Origin of the sequence: Streptomyces sparsogenes (assembly GCF_001704635.1) — a bacterium.
Classification (GTDB): domain Bacteria; phylum Actinomycetota; class Actinomycetes; order Streptomycetales; family Streptomycetaceae; genus Streptomyces; species Streptomyces sparsogenes.
Window position 1 is genome coordinate 30,052 of the sequence record NZ_MAXF01000015.1, and the last position, 14,779, is coordinate 44,830.

Below are 14,779 nucleotides of genomic sequence, written 5' to 3' on the forward strand. Positions count from 1 at the left end.
GGGGCAGCCGGGCAGGGTCAATGCACGAAGAGCGCACGCGGGACATTTAGCCCCAAACCCGGCACATCGCACAGTCCGTGCTGCGACGCGGAGTCCAGCCGTTCCCCACAGCCACAGGTCGATACAGAGAGTACGACGACGCGCCCGATGGTCCAAGAACACATGCCTCGTGCAACCGACGACCCCGCCGAGCCCATGGCCGGCGACCCCGAGGAACCCGCGGCCACCCGGCGCACCGCCGACGCCGCGGAGAGCAGCCGGGCCAACCGCGGCTGGTGGGACCGCAACGCGGACGAGTACCAGGAGGAGCACGGCGGCTTCCTGGGCGACGACCGCTTCGTCTGGGGCCCCGAGGGGCTCGACGAGGCCGAGGCCGGTCTGCTCGGGCCGGCGGACGCCCTCAGGGGGCTGGCCGTCCTGGAGGTCGGGGCGGGCGCGGCGCAGTGCTCGCGCTGGCTGGCGGCGCGGGGGGCGCGGCCGGTGGCGCTCGACATCTCGCACCGGCAGCTGTGGCACGCGCTGCGGAGGGACTCCGAAGCGGGTGCGGCTGTCTCGGGAGGCGCGGCTGTCTCGGGAGGCGCGGCCGGCTCGGCTGGTACGGGGGGCGCGGCCGGTGCGGGAGGCGCGGCCGGTACGGGGGGCTCGGGGACGGTCGCGCTCGTCCAGGCCGACGCCACGGCGCTCCCCTTCAGGGACGGCTCCTTCGACCTCGCCTGCTCCGCGTACGGGGCGATCCCCTTCGTCGCCGACCCGGTGCGGGTCATGCGCGAGGTGCACCGGGTGCTGCGGCCGGGCGCGCGCTGGGTGTTCTCGGTGACGCATCCGATCCGGTGGGCCTTCCCGGACGAACCCGGCCCCGAGGGGCTGAGCGTCGCCGCCTCCTACTTCGACCGCACGCCCTACGTCGAGCAGGACGAAACGGGCCGGGCCGTCTATGTGGAGCACCACCGCACCCTGGGCGACCGGGTGCGGGACGTGGTGGCCGGGGGCTTCCGGCTGCTCGACCTCGTGGAACCGGAATGGCCCGCCTGGAACGACCAGGAGTGGGGCGGCTGGTCCCCGCTGCGCGGGAATCTGATCCCGGGGACGGCGATCTTCGTGTGCGAGCGGGACTGATGCCGGGGCGGCGGAACGGGGGCGTCCGGGCGGCGGCGCAGGCTCGGCCGGCTGACAGGATGTTCGGATGACCAGCGGCCCCGCACCCCGCGCCGACGCGCTCGACGCGCTTCCCGTACGCGACGCCGTCCCCGCCCTGCTGCGCGCGCTGGAGGACCGGGGCGTGGCGGTGCTGTGCGCCCCGCCCGGGACCGGCAAGACGACGCTGGTGCCCCTGGCGCTCGCCGGGGCGGTGGGACCCTCCGGCCGGCCCCCGCGGCGGGTGCTGGTCGCCGAGCCGCGGCGGATCGCGGCGCGGGCCGCCGCGCGGCGGATGGCGTGGCTGCTGGGCGAGGAGTCGGTGGGCGGCCGGGTCGGCTTCACGGTGCGCGGGGAGCGGCGGGTGGGCCGCGAGACCGTCGTGGAGGTGGTCACCACCGGGGTGCTGCTGCAGCGGCTGCAGCGCGACCCCGAGCTCGCCGGGATCGACGCGGTGGTGCTCGACGAGTGCCACGAACGGCACCTGGACGCCGATACGGCGGCCGCCTTCCTGCTGGACGTACGGGCCACCCTGCGGCCCGACCTGTGGCTGATCGCGGCGTCCGCGACCACGGACGCGGAGGGCTGGGCCCGGCTGCTGGGCCACGGCGGGCAAGGCGGCGGGCCGGCGCCGGTGGTGTCCGCCGAGGGGGTGTCGCATCCGGTGGAGGTGGTGTGGGCGCCGCCGGAGCGCCCCGTCCGCCCGCCGCACGGCACCCGGGTGGACCCCGCCCTCCTCGACCACGTCGCGGCGGTGGTGCGGCGGGCGCTGCGCGAGCGGGAGGGGGACGTGCTGTGCTTCCTGCCGGGCGTCGGGGAGATCGCGCGGGTCGCGGGGCTGCTCGGCGCGGCCGGCGCGGAGGTGCTCCAGGTCCACGGGCGCGCGCCGGCCGCCGCGCAGGACGCGGTGCTGGCGGGCGCGGCGGGGCCGGCGGCGCGGCGGCGGGTGGTGCTGGCGACCTCGGTCGCCGAGTCCAGCCTGACCGTGCCGGGGGTGCGGGTCGTCGTGGACTGCGGTCTCGCGCGGGAGCCGCGGATGGACCACGCGCGGGGGCTGAGCGCGCTGACGACCGTACGCGCGTCGCGGGCCGCGGCCCGGCAGCGGGCGGGCCGCGCCGGGCGTGAGGCGCCGGGCACCGTCTACCGCTGCTGGCCGGAGGCGGAGGACGCCCGGCTGCCGCGCTTCCCGTCCCCGGAGATCGGCGTGGCGGACCTGACGGCCTTCGCGCTGCAGGCCGCCTGCTGGGGCGACCCCGACGCCTCCGGCCTGGCGCTGCTCGACCCGCCGCCGGGCGGGGCGATGACCGCCGCGCGCGAGGTGCTGACCGCGATCGGCGCCGTGGACGGATACGGGCGGCCCACGGACCGGGGCACCCGGATGGCCCGGCTGGGGCTCCACCCGAGGCTCGCGCGCGCCCTGCTGGACGGCGCGCGCGACGTCGGCGCACGCCGGGCGGCCGAGGCGGTGGCGCTGCTCAGCGAGGAACCGCCCCGGGAGTACGGCGACGACCTGGCCGCCGCCTGGCGCACCGCCCGGCGCGGCACCGACGCGTACAGCGCCCGCTGGCGCCAGGAGGCACGACGCCTGGAGAGCGCGATAAGCAAGTCGCGCCCCTCCGCCCACCCGGCGCACGCCCCTGGCCCGACCGCGCCGCCTGGCGCCACGCCGAGCGGGGGTGCGCCGGCCGTGGCGGGCGACCCGGCGCCCGCCTCCCAGCCGGGCCCGGCGGAATCAGGAGGCGGGCGCGGGGCGCGGGGTGGCTTCGGCGACGACGCCGTCGTCGGGCTGGTGGCCGCGTTGGCGTTTCCGGAGCGGGTGGCGCGGCGGCGCGGGGAGAGGTCTTATCTCATGGCTTCCGGCACCGGCGCGGAGCTGGGTGAGGGGTCCCGGCTGCGGGACGCGCCGTGGCTGGCGGTGGCGGTCGCGGACCGGCCCGTCTCGGCGGCGTCGGCGCGGGTGCGGCTCGCGGCCGTGGTGGACGAGGAGACGGCGCGTACCGCGGCGTCGGCGCTGTACCAGCGGGGCGAGGAGGTGCGCTGGTCCGGCGGGGACGTGGTGGCGCGGCGGGTGGAGCGGCTGGGGGCGGTGGAGCTGGCGGCGCGGCCGCTGGGCGCGCCCGACCCGCTTCTGGTGCGGGCCGCGCTGCGGGACGGGCTGCGCGAGGAGGGGCTCAAGCTGCTGCGCTGGTCCCCGGAAGCGGTCGCCTTGCGACAGCGGTTGGCGTTCCTCCGCCGGGAGATGGGCGCCCCGTGGCCGGATGTGTCCGACCCGGCGCTGCTGGCGGATCTCGACGCCTGGCTGGGCCCGGAGCTGGACCGGGCGCGGCGGCGGGCCGACCTGGAGCGGGTGGACGCGGGCCAGGCGCTCGCCCGGCTGCTGCCGTGGGCGACCGGGGACGCGGCGCGCCTGGACGAACTGGCCCCGGAGCGGGTGCGGGTGCCCAGCGGTTCGCGGGTGCGGGTGGACTACGGCCAGGAGCAGCCGGTGCTGGCCGTCAAGCTGCAGGAGTTGTTCGGCTGGCAGGAGACGCCCCGGATCGCGGGCGGGCGGGTGCCGCTGCTGGTGCACCTGCTGTCACCGGCCGGGCGCCCGGCCGCGGTCACGGCCGATCTGGCGTCGTTCTGGCGGGAGGGGTACCGGTCCGTGCGCGCTGAGCTGCGCGGCCGCTACCCCAAGCACCCGTGGCCGGAGGACCCGGCGACCGCCGAGCCGACGCGCCGTACCAACGCCCGCCGCTGACCCGGCCCGCCCAAGCCCCGCACTCCCAACGCATCGGGCCCGCAGGCCACGTGGGCACCGGCCCCCTCAGCCCCCCGTCCCTTCGTCGGGTCCCCGGTCGCCCCGGTCAGCACTCGATGAGGCCGTCGAACGCGCCCGCGTCCGGGAACGGCCGGTCCGCCGGGTAGGGGGCGATCCATACGAGCGCCTGCTCGAAGGTGTCGTAGGAGCCGCTGTCCGTGCACTGGCCGACCACCAGCGCGTTCGCCCCGCAGCGCCATGCCGCGTAGTGCCACGGTGTCTTGCGCTCCTCGTCGCGCGCGGTGACCTCCGGGGCGCCGAGCCGCCGGGTGAAGAGGGTGACGGCGAGCAGCCATTGGGCGTCGAAGTGGGCGCGGTCGGCGTCGCGGTCGAAGCGCCACTCGGGGTCCTGGGCGTGCTGCTTCTCCAGCCAGTCGATGTTTCCGCTCAGGCCGCCGGCGGCCAGCTCCTGGTCGAAGTCGTCGGCCTCGTAGTAGTAGCAGAACGGGATGTGGCACTCCTCGTCCTCCGTCCGCCGCTCCGGCGGCGCGGCGAACCAGTCGGGGACGACGTAGTGGCCGGTGTTGGTGGCGAAGGCGGCCGTCCAGGAGCCGTCGTCCACCGGCGTCCAGCCGAAGCGCTCGGCGGCGGCCGCGGTGGCGCCGGGCGTCCAGTCCAGGCGGGCCAGCTCGACGAGCTGATCGACGAGTTCGGCGGTGGGCAGGCAGGTGGTGGTAGGCATGGGCGTACGCTACGGGCCGCCACCGACAGCCCCGCCGGCTCGCTTCAGACCGGGGACGCGGGGGCCACCGGGGGCGCCGGGGCCGGTGCGGGCGGCGGGGCGGGAGCCTCGTCGGGGGTGCCGGTGTCACTGCCGGGCCGGCGGCCCCGGGCCTCGAGCACGAGGGAGAGCGCGAGCAGCCCGGTGCCGAGGGCCAGGAAGCCCCAGGGCAGATAGGTGGTGAGGAGGAGGACGAGCTGCCGCTGGGACTTCACGAGCTTCACCGTGTGCGCGATGTAGTCCTCGCGCATCTTCACATGGCCGGAGAAGACGGTCACCTTGTCGCGGTCGCCGAGCAGCGTGCCGCCGCGCAGCTCCTCCCGGTGGATCTCCTCCCCGTTGACGGGCGCGCCGGTGGTGGGCTCGACCCAGAACATGCGTTTGGTGGTGTACCAGCGGGTGGTGCCTGCCTTGCGGACGGTCTCGGGGGTGATGCCCTCGACCGGCATGGTTTTGGGCAGGGGCACCTTCGTCCAGGGGATGGTCTGCTCGAAGTAGTAGACCTCCAGGCCGCGGAAGGTGCGGGTGCCCTTGTAGTGGATGGGCGCGGAGGTCCTGGTCTGGGCGTCGAAGTAGGTGTAGTCGCGCTTCTCGGTGAGGAACGGCCACTTGAATTCGATGCCCTCCCGGCGGACCGGGTCGCCGTCGACGTGTTCGCCGCCCTGGTGGACCGGGTCCTGGGAGTGGGCGTCGAAGACGTAGCGCTCGGGGATCTTGGAGACCATCTTGCCGTCGGGTCCGGCGATGTACGACAGGGCGTCCCAGACGACGACGTCGCGCCCGGCGGCCTTCCCGGCCTTCTTCGCCGCCGCCACGTTTCCGCGGAGCGTCTGCACGATGCTGACCTGGGGGACCTTCTTGGGTCGCATGGTGCCGTAGTCGAGGAGCACGGCGGGCTTGGCCTCCAGGACGGCGGTCTGGTACTCGTCGGGCGGGATCTTGGCCAGCCGCGGGAAGGCGTACCAGCGCAGCAGCGGGGCGAGGACGGCGAAGAAGACGGCGAAGGCGAGCAGCACCAGGCTGGCTTTGCGGCGCATGGCGGTCGGTCCCTCCCGCGGGGCTCAGGGGTGCTCGGGGACGGTGGTGAGCAGGGGCTTCGGGGAGGTCTTCCCGCCGGGGGCGCCGAGGGCCGTCACTGTCAGGACGAGGGCGAATGCGGCGGCCAGTCCGATCGCGGCGGCGGCGAGGGCGCGCATGTGTCGGCCTTTCGGTTGCTGCGGTCGCATGTCTGACGGTTCGTCAGGGTCGGGGCACCGTAGCAACGGGCGGCGAAGATGAGAACACCTGGGCGCACACGCGCACCGCCCCTGCGCCGGGTGGGGCGACAGGGGCGGTGCGTGGTGGCCTCGGCCGGTGATTACCCGGCGGCCTCCTGGGCCGCGGGCTGGGTGACGGTCAGCTCGATGGTCAGGGTCGCGCCGCCGGCGATGGTGAGGCGGAGCAGGAAGGTGCCCGTCTGGTCATCGGTGTAGATCTTGGGCAGGATCAGCTGCCCGTTGGCGTCCGTCTTCAGGGCGGTGAGGGTGCGGATCGGCTGACCCTTGGCGTCCTTGAAGTAGGGGCCCTTGTCGTTCTGAGTGGGCTTGTCCGCCTTCGCCGAGTCTGAGGTGATCATGGTGGCGGTCGCGGCCACCCCGGCCGCGGCCTTGCCCTTGTACGTCGCCTTGACCGCGACCGTGTCGGCGAAGGAGCCGCCGGCCTCGGCCTTGAGGACCTTGTCGTCGGTGCGGACCAGCGCGTCGGCCTGCGGCACGGGGCGGGCCTTGACGGTGGCGGGGAACTCGGCGGCGTCCACGCCGCGGCCCACGACCGTGGCCCGGACGGTGAAGGAGCCGGTGGTCTCGCCCGCGCGCAGCGCCGGGGCGGTGGCGGTGCCGTCGCTGCCGGTGATGGCGGTGACGCGGGTCGCGCCGCCCGGGAAGCGGGCGTCGGTCTCGCCGCGGATCTCGTACCGCACGAGCACGCCCGGGACCGGCTTGCCGTCGGTGGTCTCGGCGCGGACCCGGGGCTTGACGGCGAATTCGGTGCCCGCCGTGGCCGTCAGCTCGGTGGTGCCGACGGTCTTGAGCTTGGCGACCGCGGACGGGGTGGGGGCGGGGGTCCCCGGCGTCGGGGGCTCGGGCGTGGGCGTCCCGGGGGTGGGCGTCCCGGGGTCGTCGGAGCCGGGCGTGGGGGGCTCGGACGTGGAGTTGTCGCCGCCGCCCGGGGTCGGGTCCGGGAGCGGGGTGGGGCTCCCCGAGCCGCTGTGGTCCTTGCCCTTGTCCCCCTTGCCGCCCTTGCCGCCCTTATCTCCCTTATCGCCCTTGCCGCCGTCCTTCCCGCTGCCGGCCTTGTCCGGGTCGGGCAGCACACCGGTGCCGTCGGGCACGGCGTGGGTGCCCTTCTTGTAGTACTCGAACCAGGACAGGACCGTGGCCAGATACTCCTGCGAGTGGTTGTAGCCGAGGATCGCCTGGTCCAGGTGGGCCTTGACCGACAGATCGCGGCCGTTGGCGCACAGATACGCGCCGGCGGCGAGCGCGGCGTCGTAGATGTTGTTGGGGTTCCTCTCCCCGTCGCCGTTGCCGTCCCTGCCCCAGGTGGCCCAGGTGGAGGGGATGAACTGCATGGGGCCGACGGCTCGGTCGTGGGTGGTGTCCCCGTCGTACGCGCCGCCGTCGGTGTCCGTGATCCTGGCGAAGCCGTTGCCGTTGAGCACCGGGCCCAGGATGGGCGAGTAGGTGGTGCCCTCGGCGTCGACCCGGCCGCCGCGCGCCTGGCCGGACTCGACCTTGCCGATCGCGGCGAGCAGCTGCCAGGGGAGGTTGCAGCCGGGCTTGGACTCCTTGAGGGCCGCCTCGGCCTTCTTGTACGCGTCGAGCACGGTCGCGGGTATGCCCGCCTCGGCGGTGGCCACGCCGTCCGGCAGCCCCGGCAGGTCGATGGAGGCGCCGGGCTTGCCGGGCTTCCGCAGCGGCGGCAGGTCCGTGTGGTACGAGGAGCCGCCGTCGATCGGGGCCTCGGTGGGCGGGGTCGGCGTCTCGCCCGCGCTGTCGTGGTGCCGGTCCGGGGCCGTACCGGCGAACCCGGGGGCCTGCGAGGCGGTGAGGGCGGCCATCACGACCGCCGCCACCGCCGTCGTGGCCGCCCCCTTGCGCAGTCGTCGGCCGATGTGCGGTGCCATGCGATTGCCCCTCCCGTCGAGCACTGCACGCTCCCCCCGGAGCGTCAACCCTGGTGACATTACGGCAACTTGCCGCTCCGCAGCTACCGGTACGTACCGCCCGTGCCATCCCCCGAGGCGGCCCCACCGGCCCTGCGCGAGTCCTCGTGCCCCGTCGGCCGGGTCCTAATGCGCCGCGGATTCCCAGTCCGCGCCGGAGCCGACGGACACGTCCAGCGGGGCCCGGAGTTGGAAGGCCCCGGCCATTTCCCGGCGCACCAGGGCCTCCACCCGCTCGCGCTCGCCGGGGGCGACCTCCAGCACGATTTCGTCGTGGACCTGGAGCAGCATCCGCGACGACAGTTCCTCTCGCGTCAACGCCTCGTCCACCCGCAGCATCGCGATCTTCACAATGTCGGCGGCGGTGCCCTGGATCGGCGCGTTGAGCGCCATGCGCTCGGCCATCTCGCGGCGCTGGCGGTTGTCGCTGTTGAGGTCGGGGAGGTAGCGGCGGCGGCCGAGCATGGTCTCGGTGTAGCCGGTGGCGCGGGCCTCGTCGACGACCCGCTGGAGGTAGTCGCGCACCCCGCCGAACCGCTCGAAGAAGGTGTCCATCAGCTTGCGGGCCTCGTCCGGGGTGATGCCCAGCTGCTGGGAGAGGCCGAACGCCGACAGGCCGTACGCCAGCCCGTAGGACATCGCCTTGATCTTGCGGCGCATCTCCGGGTCCACCGCGGACTTGTCCACGCCGAACACCTGGGAGGCGACCGTGGTGTGCAGGTCCTCGCCGGAGGTGAACGCCTCGATCAGGCCCTCGTCCTCGGACAGATGGGCCATGACGCGCAGCTCGATCTGGCTGTAGTCGGCGGTCAGCAGCGACTCGAAGCCCTCGCCGACGACGAAGCCGCGCCGGATGGCCCGGCCCTCGTCGGTGCGCACCGGGATGTTCTGCAGGTTGGGGTCGGTGGACGAGAGCCGCCCGGTCGCCGCCACGGTCTGGTTGAAGGTGGTGTGGATGCGGCCACCGGGGGCGATGGTCTTGATCAGGCCCTCGACGGTGGAGCGGAGCCGGGCCTGCTCGCGGTGGCGCAGCATGATCACCGGGAGTTCGTGGTCGGTCTGGGTGGCCAGCCAGGCCAGCGCGTCCGCGTCCGTCGTGTAGCCGGTCTTGGTCTTCTTGGTCTTGGGCAGGCCGAGCTCGCCGAAGAACACCTCCTGCAGCTGCTTGGGCGAGCCGAGGTTGAACTCGTGGCCCACCGCGGCGTGGGCCTCCTTGACGGCCTGCTGCACGGCCCCGGCGAACTGCTGCTCCATGCGGTCGAGCCAGGCCCGGTCCGCCGCGATGCCCGCCTGCTCCATGCGGGCCAGGAGGGCGGAGGTCGGCAGCTCGACATCGCGGAGCAGCTCGACCGCGCCGACCTCGGCGAGCCGCTCGCCGAAGGCCGCGCCGAGGTCCAGGATCGTCCGGGCCTGGACCATGAGCGCGTCCTGCTCGGCCTGCTCGTCGGTGCCGAAGGCGAGCTGCCCGCTGTCCGCGGCGGCGGCCGGGGACAGCTCACGGCCCAGGTACTCCACGGACAGGGTGTCCAGCGCGAAGGAGCGGCGGCCCGGCTTGACCAGGTAGGCGGCGAGCGCGGTGTCCATGGTGACCCCGGCCACGGTCCAGCCGTGCTCGGCGAAGACCCGCATGACGCGCTTGGCGTCGTGCATCACCTTCGGCCGGCCGGGATCGGCGATCCAGGCGGCGAACGCCCGCTCGTCGGCCTCGTCCAGCGCCGAGGGGTCGAAGCAGCCGGCCGGGCCCGAGGCGGTGGCCAGGGCGATCTGGCTGACGCTGCCACTGCCCAGCGCCAGGGTGTCGACGGTGGCGAGGCCGAGCGGCTCCGCGCCGTGCCGCTCCAGCCACGGGCCGAGGTCGCCCGAGTCGAGCACCGAGCCGTCCACCTCCACGCCGGGGCTCGCGGCCGCGGGCTCCTCCTCGGCGGCGCCGGGGTCGGCGGCCAGGACGCGGTCCCGGAAGTTCTGGTGGCGGAACTCCAGCGCGTCAAGGATCACGGAGAGCGCCTGCCGGTCGTACGGAAGGCGCTTGAGGCCGTCGGGGCCGACCGGCAGCTCGACGTCCCGCACCAGCTCGGTCAGCCGGCGGTTGAGCTTGACGGCCTCCAGGTGGTCGCGGAGCTTGTCGCCGACCTTGCCCTTGACCTCGTCGACGCGCTCCACCAGCTCGGCGAAGGAGCCGAACTGGTTGATCCACTTCGCCGCGGTCTTCTCCCCCACCCCCGGGATGCCCGGGAGGTTGTCGGACGGGTCGCCGCGCAGCGCGGCGAAGTCCGGGTACTGGCGGGGGGTGAGGCCGTACTTCTCCTCGACCTTGGCGGGGGTGAAGCGCGTCAGCTCGGAGACGCCCTTGGTCGGGTAGAGGACCGTGACATGGTCGCTGACCAGCTGGAACGAGTCCCGGTCGCCGGTGACGATCAGCACCTCGAAGCCCTCGGCCTCGGCCTGGGTGGCGAGGGTGGCGATGATGTCGTCGGCCTCGAAGCCCTCGATCGCGAAGCGGGTGATGTTCATCGCGTCGAGCAGCTCGCCGATCAGCTCGACCTGGCCCTTGAACTCGTCGGGCGCCTTGGAGCGGTTCGCCTTGTACTCGGTGAACTCCTCGGAGCGCCAGGTCTTGCGCGAGACGTCGAACGCCACCGCCAGATGCGTGGGCCGCTCGTCACGGAGCGTGTTGGCCAGCATCGACGTGAAGCCGTAGATCGCGTTGGTGGTCTGGCCGGTGGTGGTGTTGAAGTTCTCCGCCGGCAGCGCGAAGAATGCCCGGTATGCCAGGGAATGCCCATCCAGCAGGAGGAGCCGGGGGCGGTCTCCCGCACGGTCGGCGGACGCGGGCGCTGCGGTCTTCTTCGATGCTTTCTCTGCCACGCCCCCGATCCTGCCACGCCCCACCGACAACGCCCTCCCGCCTCCCGCCCACGAACCGCGTGCGTCATGAAAGGATCGGTCCGTACACGTCACACCCGAGCACACGCCACACTCGAGCACACGCCACACCGAGCACAAAGGACCCGGCCCACGGGAGAGGGAGAGCGACATGGCAGCCAAGCCGCCCGCAGGCGACCCGGTGCAGGACGCACCCGAGGTCGCCGCCCCGCAGCACGCCGCCGCCGGGCTGCCCGCCATCGGCCACACGCTGCGCATCGCCCAGCGCCAGATGGGCGTGCGCCGCACGGCGCTCACCCTCCTCAAGGTCAACCAGAAGAACGGCTTCGACTGCCCGGGCTGCGCCTGGCCCGAGCCGGACAAGCGCCACAAGGCCGAGTTCTGCGAGAACGGCGCCAAGGCCGTCGCCGAGGAGGCGACGCTGCGCCGGGTCGCCCCCGAGTTCTTCGCCGCCCACCCCGTCGCCGACCTCGCCGGCCGCAGCGGCTACTGGCTCGGCCAGCAGGGACGCCTCACCCACCCGATGTACCTGCCCGAGGGCGCCGCGTCCTACGAGCCGGTGACCTGGGAGCGCGCCTTCGACATCATCGCCGAGGAACTGCACGCCCTCGCCGGCCCGGACGAGGCCGTCTTCTACACCTCCGGGCGCACCAGCAACGAGGCCGCCTTCCTCTACCAGCTCTTCGCCCGCGAATTCGGCACCAACAACCTGCCCGACTGCTCGAACATGTGCCACGAGTCCTCCGGCTCGGCACTCACCGAGACCCTCGGCGTCGGCAAGGGCAGCGTCCTGCTCGACGACCTCCACAAGGCCGATCTGATCATCGTGGCCGGCCAGAACCCGGGCACCAACCACCCGCGGATGCTCTCCGCCCTGGAGCGGGCCAAGGCCGGCGGCGCGAAGATCATCAGCATCAACCCGCTGCCCGAAGCCGGCCTGGAGCGGTTCAAGAACCCCCAGACCGCCCGCGGCCTGGTGGGCGGCGGCACCGCGCTCACCGACCTGTTCCTCCAGATACGGCTGGGCGGCGACCAGGCCCTCTTCCGCGCCCTGAACCGGCTGATCCTCGAAGCCGCCGACACCACCCCCGGCGCGGTCGACGAGGAGTTCGTGCGCGAGCACACCCACGGCTTCGAGGAGTTCGCCGCCGCCGCCCGCGCCGCCGACTGGGACGAGACCCTGCGCGCCACCGGCCTCACCCGGGCCGAGATCGACCAGGCGCTGCGCATGGTCCTCGCCTCCCGGCGCACCATCGTCTGCTGGGCCATGGGCCTGACCCAGCACAAGCACTCCGTGCCCACCATCCGGGAAGTCGTCAACTTCCTGCTGCTGCGCGGCAATGTGGGCCGGCCCGGCGCCGGTGTCTGCCCGGTGCGCGGGCACAGCAATGTGCAGGGCGACCGCACGATGGGCATCTTCGAGCGCCCCGCCCCGGAGTTCCTGGACGCCCTGGAGCGCGAGTTCGGCTTCGCCCCGCCGCGCGAGCACGGCCTCGACGTCGTACGCGCCATCCGGGCGCTGCGCGACGGGCAGGCCAAGGTCTTCTTCGCCATGGGCGGCAACTTCGTCGCCGCCTCCCCCGACACCGAGGTGACCGAGGCCGCGATGCGCCGCGCCCGTCTCACCGTCCATGTGTCCACCAAGCTGAACCGGTCCCACGCGGTCACCGGCGCGCGGGCCCTCATCCTGCCCACGCTCGGCCGCACCGAGCGCGATGTGCGGGGCGGCGGCGAGCAGTTCGTCACCGTCGAGGACTCCATGGGCATGGTGCACGCCTCCCGCGGGCGCCTGGAGCCCGCGAGCCCCGGCCTGCTCTCCGAGCCCGCCATCGTCTGCCGGCTGGCCCGGCGCGTGCTGGGCCCGGAGAGCCGCACCCCCTGGGAGGAGTTCGAGAAGGACTACGGCACGATCCGCGACCGCATCGCGGCCGTGATCCCCGGCTTCGAGGACTTCAACACCAGGGTGAGCAGGCCCGGCGGCTTCGCGCTGCCGCACGCCCCGCGCGACTCGCGCAGCTTCCCCACCGCCACCGGCAAGGCCAACTTCACGGCCGCGCCCGTCGAGTACCCGACGGCGCCCGAGGGCCGTCTGCTGCTGCAGACCCTCCGCTCCCACGACCAGTACAACACCACCATCTACGGCCTGGACGACCGCTACCGCGGCATCAAGAACGGCCGGCGCGTGGTGCTGGTGCACCCCGAGGACGCGCGCGAACTCGGCCTCGCCGACGGCTCGTACGCCGACCTGATCAGCGAATGGACGGACGGCAGCGAGCGCCGCGCCCCCGGGTTCCGGGTCGTCCACTACCCCACCGCGCGCGGCTGCGCGGCCTCCTACTACCCGGAGACCAACGTCCTGGTCCCGCTGGACGCCACCGCGGACACCAGCAACACCCCGGCCAGCAAGTCGGTGGTGGTCCGCCTGGAACCGAGCGACCCCGCCTGAGCGTTTGCTCAGCCGGCCGGCAGGGGCCGGCCGCCACCAGGACGACGGCAGGACACACGGACGATTGGAGCAGGACCCCATGGGCGAGCAGACCGGCGTGAAGTTTCCGCAAGAGGTCATCGACGAATACGCGGCGCTCGGCGTCGACCTCCCCGCGCTGTTCTCCGCCGGACACCTCGGCACCCGCATGGGCGTGCAGATCATCGAGGCCTCCGCCGAGCGCGTGGTGGGCACGATGCCCGTCGAGGGCAACACCCAGCCGTACGGGCTGCTGCACGGCGGCGCCTCGGCGGTCCTGGCCGAAACCCTCGGCTCGGTCGGCTCGATGCTGCACGGCGGCAGCTCCAAGATCGCCGTCGGCGTCGACCTCAACTGCACCCACCACCGCGGGGTCCGGTCCGGACTGGTCACCGGCGTCGCCACGCCCGTCCACCGGGGCCGCTCCACCGCCACGTACGAGATCGTCATCACCGACGAGCAGGACCGGCGCGTGTGCACGGCCCGGCTGACCTGCCTGCTGCGCGAGGTCGACGTCGACCAGGCGCTGACCCATGTCACCCGAGCGGGCGACACGGAGGACGGCCCGGCGAGCTGACGCCCGGCGGGCGGCCCGGCCCCGCCGCCGGGCCGCCCGGCCTCCCCCGTGGCGCCACGGCGCCACCGAGAACACCCCCTCCACCCGAACGAGCCCCCCGCGCACGGCCGTTGCCCGCCCGCCCGGGCGGGCTCTACCGTTTCCCCATGGGGGCATCGACCCGCGCGCGGACCCGCGCCCTGATCCGCCCCGGCGTCGTCGGCGTCCTCGCGCTGATACTCGCCGCGGCGGTGAGCGCGTGCGGCGGCCCGGGCCCCCGCCCCGCACCCAACTCCCCCACGCCGCCCACGACTTCGGCCGTCGAGCTGTGCTACGACCTCATCTCGTACTGGGCCGGGCAGGACCTGGCGGACAGCAGATGGGCCGGGCTCGACTGGGAGCAGAAGGGGCTGTCCAACCAGCAGTACGAGATCTACGACGACGTCGTGCGCGCCGCCCGCGCGGAGCGGAAGCGGCACGGCGCCGGCGCCGCCCGGAAGCTGGTCAGGCAGGAGACCCGGCGGCGCTGTACGGCCGAGCACGGCGCGACCCGCAGCTCGGAGAACTGGCGCCCCCCGGCATGACCCCGGCATGACCGGCGACAGGACCGGCGATCGTAACCGTCTGTAACATTCACGCAATGCGAAACAGGGTCTTGACTTTTCTCAAGACCCGTCTTGGTGATCTTTCTGTGTACATGATCGCACGTCAGTCCACACATGCGCCGCCAACTCGCCGCACTACTTAGCGGAACTGCAGATTCTCAGTATCCGGACCTTATGAATTAAAGCGATACGCCCGATTAATCCCTTAGGTTCCGCTACACGGACGGGCCTGGGTGACCTGTGTCATAACAAGACAGTCACATCATGGCCTGGACCTCTGCCCCACGCTCCGCCCCGCGCTTAGAGTCACAGCCAGTCACCACACCTTCGGGTGTTCACCGAACACCCACACGGCCGTTCCAGGACCTCCGGCGAGGACTCGGCGCCCGGAAGAGGGGGCCGGCCAGGGAAAGG

10 protein-coding genes are annotated in these 14,779 nt (G+C 73.7%); 5 read left to right on the plus strand and 5 right to left on the minus strand.

Annotation, left to right across the window (positions count from 1 at the left end; translation table 11 throughout):
- Window positions 1-147: 147 nt before the first annotated feature.
- Window positions 148-1,116, plus strand: a complete 969-nt coding sequence (locus BBH68_RS01985; protein WP_425428756.1) for a class I SAM-dependent methyltransferase — start codon at window positions 148-150, stop codon at window positions 1,114-1,116.
- 67 nt (window positions 1,117-1,183) lie between these two features.
- Window positions 1,184-3,874, plus strand: coding sequence for an ATP-dependent RNA helicase (locus tag BBH68_RS01990; protein WP_065958470.1), 2,691 nt, complete (start codon window positions 1,184-1,186; stop codon window positions 3,872-3,874).
- A 106-nt stretch (window positions 3,875-3,980) separates the two neighbouring features.
- Here the strand turns inward: BBH68_RS01990 and BBH68_RS01995 are convergent, their stop codons facing one another.
- The 5 genes from BBH68_RS01995 to polA form a co-directional block, all read right to left on the minus strand.
- Window positions 3,981-4,616, minus strand: a complete 636-nt coding sequence (locus BBH68_RS01995) for a hypothetical protein (protein ID WP_065958471.1) — start codon at window positions 4,614-4,616, stop codon at window positions 3,981-3,983.
- A 44-nt stretch (window positions 4,617-4,660) separates the two neighbouring features.
- Entirely contained in the window at window positions 4,661-5,692 is a 1,032-nt protein-coding gene (gene pgfA, locus BBH68_RS02000; RefSeq protein ID WP_065958472.1) for a cell envelope lipid trafficking protein PgfA, read from the minus strand.
- A gap of 24 nt (window positions 5,693-5,716) precedes the next feature.
- On the minus strand, window positions 5,717-5,851 hold the full coding sequence (locus tag BBH68_RS40395; RefSeq protein ID WP_104531196.1) for an SPW_0924 family protein: 135 nt from the start codon (window positions 5,849-5,851) through the stop codon (window positions 5,717-5,719).
- 161 nt (window positions 5,852-6,012) lie between these two features.
- Entirely contained in the window at window positions 6,013-7,818 is a 1,806-nt protein-coding gene (locus BBH68_RS02005; RefSeq protein WP_065958473.1) for a lytic transglycosylase domain-containing protein, read from the minus strand.
- A 165-nt stretch (window positions 7,819-7,983) separates the two neighbouring features.
- Window positions 7,984-10,722: a DNA polymerase I gene (polA, locus tag BBH68_RS02010; protein WP_065958474.1), complete on the minus strand. Its 2,739-nt coding sequence runs from the start codon at window positions 10,720-10,722 to the stop codon at window positions 7,984-7,986.
- A gap of 169 nt (window positions 10,723-10,891) precedes the next feature.
- Between polA and BBH68_RS02015 the strand changes: the two genes are divergently transcribed.
- The 3 genes from BBH68_RS02015 to BBH68_RS02025 all read left to right on the plus strand — a co-directional run bounded on the left by BBH68_RS02015 (window position 10,892) and on the right by BBH68_RS02025 (window position 14,344).
- A complete protein-coding gene (locus BBH68_RS02015) occupies window positions 10,892-13,186 on the plus strand; it encodes an FdhF/YdeP family oxidoreductase (protein ID WP_065958475.1) in 2,295 nt (764 codons plus the stop codon).
- A gap of 79 nt (window positions 13,187-13,265) precedes the next feature.
- A complete protein-coding gene (locus BBH68_RS02020) occupies window positions 13,266-13,781 on the plus strand; it encodes a hotdog fold thioesterase (RefSeq protein ID WP_065958476.1) in 516 nt (171 codons plus the stop codon).
- A gap of 146 nt (window positions 13,782-13,927) precedes the next feature.
- Window positions 13,928-14,344 (plus strand): hypothetical protein, encoded by a 417-nt coding sequence (locus BBH68_RS02025; RefSeq protein WP_065958498.1) that lies wholly within the window; start codon window positions 13,928-13,930, stop codon window positions 14,342-14,344.
- Window positions 14,345-14,779: the final 435 nt, after the last annotated feature.

Bases quoted from the DNA above. Each gene is read 5' to 3' on its own strand.
- BBH68_RS01985 (WP_425428756.1), top strand. From the start codon at position 148: ATGGTCCAAGAACACATGCCTCGTGCAACCGACGACCCCGCCGAGCCC.
- BBH68_RS01990 (WP_065958470.1), top strand. From the start codon at position 1,184: ATGACCAGCGGCCCCGCACCCCGCGCCGACGCGCTCGACGCGCTTCCC.
- BBH68_RS01995 (WP_065958471.1), bottom strand. From the start codon at position 4,616: ATGCCTACCACCACCTGCCTGCCCACCGCCGAACTCGTCGATCAGCTC.
- pgfA (WP_065958472.1), bottom strand. From the start codon at position 5,692: ATGCGCCGCAAAGCCAGCCTGGTGCTGCTCGCCTTCGCCGTCTTCTTC.
- BBH68_RS40395 (WP_104531196.1), bottom strand. From the start codon at position 5,851: ATGCGCGCCCTCGCCGCCGCCGCGATCGGACTGGCCGCCGCATTCGCC.
- BBH68_RS02005 (WP_065958473.1), bottom strand. From the start codon at position 7,818: ATGGCACCGCACATCGGCCGACGACTGCGCAAGGGGGCGGCCACGACG.
- BBH68_RS02015 (WP_065958475.1), top strand. From the start codon at position 10,892: ATGGCAGCCAAGCCGCCCGCAGGCGACCCGGTGCAGGACGCACCCGAG.
- BBH68_RS02020 (WP_065958476.1), top strand. From the start codon at position 13,266: ATGGGCGAGCAGACCGGCGTGAAGTTTCCGCAAGAGGTCATCGACGAA.
- BBH68_RS02025 (WP_065958498.1), top strand. From the start codon at position 13,928: ATGGGGGCATCGACCCGCGCGCGGACCCGCGCCCTGATCCGCCCCGGC.